The sequence below is a fragment of the Bacteroides sp. CAG:633 genome (assembly GCF_000435115.1).
In the GTDB taxonomy this organism is placed as follows: Bacteria; Bacteroidota; Bacteroidia; order Bacteroidales; family Bacteroidaceae; genus Bacteroides; species Bacteroides ndongoniae.
The window spans coordinates 1-2,572 of record NZ_FR883154.1; the positions used below are offsets into that span (position 1 = coordinate 1).

The following is a 2,572-nucleotide window of genomic DNA, read 5'->3' on the forward strand; positions in this document are numbered from 1 at the left end:
CCTCCGGCCCCTCTCCCAAGGAGAGGGGAGGTAGGGGATGGATGATTCGATGTCGTAGGAAATAAATGGATAAGAATAATTGAATAGATAATAAAAACTATAAATAGAAAGCCGTAACCCCACCTCCCCTCTCCTTGGGAGAGGAGCTGGGGGTGAGGCCTGAAATGCCCATGATACTACACTATCTGAAAGTGGCTGCCCGCAGCCTGATGAAGTACAAGATGCAGAGCCTGATTTCGGCGCTCTGCCTGGCTGTCGGCATCGTATGCTTCAGTTATACCTACCTGTTTGTGGAGACGGTAGCTCCCACCGACTACCGTCCGCATTATGACCGCCGGCTGAACCTTTCGCTGGCAAATAACGGAGCCCTGTCTTCCAACGAAATCGCCCGTATGGAGGAAGAACTCCGTCATGCCGGCGTGGAAGACGTGGCGGCCTATACCAAAGGACTACATACGCAGGAAGTGACGTTTTTCGACGAGAAAGGTCAGGAGTTTCCCTTTCTGGTCCGCTATCGCAATGCCGATGCTGGTTATTTCGCCTATAACGGCATTTCGGTTACTGGCCCGGTGGAGGAACTGGGGCCTGCGGATGTCGTGCTGACCGAAGCCTTTGCCCGCAAGGCCTTCGGCGAGGACAACCCGGTAGGAATGACCTTACGCATAGCTAACGAGCAGTCGGGACAGCTGTACAAGGTAGTGGGCATAGCTATGGGCAGCGACCCGAACGTGGTTCCCGATTGTTATTTTCCGGTTATGGAACCGTCGGACAACCACATCCTGTATGCCAGTTGCTACCTGCCCGAGAAGATGGATCTGAACGGCTTCCACTCCCTGTTGGACAAGATAGCCTGGCCTGACCGGGAAGGTAATCCTGTGAAGTTGCATGCCGAACTGGAGAGCAGTCAGCACAGGCAGACCCTGCTGGCCAAGTTGCTGTTTTTGCTGGTCGTTTCCCTGGTCCTACTGTCGGGCCTCATCAACTTCCTGAAGTTCACCATACAGATGTTCTATAACCGCCAGCATGAACTGGCCTTGCGTAAGTGCCTTGGTTCCGATACCAAAGGCCTTTATGGCCTGCTTGCCTCGGAGGTGTTTCTGATGATGACGGTTGCCCTGCTTCTTTCGTTCCTGTTGACAGAATGGACATTTGGCTTGGCATACAGCCTGCTACCCATGGATGAAATTCCTGATATTCGTTTGCAGGACGTATATCTGACCCAACTGAAGGTCTATCTGGTTGTCGTTGCGGCTTGTCTGCTCATTGTCAGCTTCCCGCTGCGCAAACTACGCCAGGTCTCCCTGTATGCCTTCCTCCAACAGAGCCGAAAGAAACACACGTTCCGCAATACGATGATTGGTCTGCAACTGGTTATCTCCATGTTCTTTGCAGGTGGTGTCGTGCTGACCTGGCTCGCATCGAACGAATTACTGTTCGACAAGATGTACAATCCCTTGCCCGACGGGGAGCAGGAACGAATTGTGGTGCTTCCCCTAAAGACTCAATATTTAGAGAATAACATACAGCCTATTCTGTCGGAGGTACGCAAGATGCCCGAAGTGGAAGATATCATCAGTTATTGTATTTCTAACCCGATCAACTTCCATGTTTATACCGAATACGAACGCAAGGATAAGAGCATGGCCCGTATCGTCATGTCCAGTGGCAGTCCCCGTTACTTCCATTTCTTCCATATACCGATGCAGGGGAAGGTAATCCCCGATGATGCTTCAGGCGAGGTTTATGTAAGCGAAGCCTTCAAACGGCTGCTGGATGCCGACGGTAATACGGGAACGGTTCGTCTGGATAACAAGGATTATCGGATAGCAGGCGTTTACAAGGCATTGTTTAACGAGGTAGAACATCCGGAATACATGGGTTCTGTTTTTATGCCCAGTACCGATGCACAGCTCTATTATATAAAGGTAATCACAACGACCGACCTGACTGCCTTCTTAAAGCGGCTGGAAGACCTGTGTCGAGAATTTGTACCGTCTACTCTGCCTATTGATCTGATGGCGTTAAGCGAGTCCGATGAAGGTTTGAATATCATCAAGACTATGCGCGTGACCATGTCGGTATTGGCGGTTGTCAGCCTGCTGCTGGTGGTGCTCAGCATTTTCTCAGCCATTTCGATGGATACCGTTGCCCGCCTGAAGGAAGTAGCCATCCGCAAGATCAACGGCGCCACTCCGGGAAACATAGCCTGGATGTTCGGCAAGGTGTATATCCTGCTGTTTGCCTTCACCTTCCTGTTGGTCTATTCCCTGCTTTTCCTCTTCATGAAAACGGTGCTGGACCGTTATACCTTGGATTGCCTCTATCGTTGGGAATGGCCGCTACTGATGTTTGTTTTGGTAGGTGGTCTGATAACCGTTACCCTGGGAATGAAGATTTACCAGATAATGAAGATTAATCCGGCGGAGGTGGTGAAGAGGGAGTAGGGAAACTTACCTCCGGCCCTTCTCCCAAAGAAAGGGGAGGAAGAAATGAATACAAATTGTAAATGGACCATTAAGAACAGATAACAACAACCTAAAATGAAAGCCACAACCCAGCCTCCCCTCTCCCT

1 protein-coding gene is annotated in these 2,572 nt (G+C 50.7%); it reads left to right on the plus strand.

Annotated features, from left to right (window positions below):
- The first annotated feature begins 170 nt into the window (after window positions 1-170).
- Window positions 171-2,444: an ABC transporter permease gene (locus QVP67_RS14745; RefSeq protein WP_022164316.1), complete on the plus strand. Its 2,274-nt coding sequence runs from the start codon at window positions 171-173 to the stop codon at window positions 2,442-2,444.
- Window positions 2,445-2,572 lie beyond the last annotated feature (128 nt).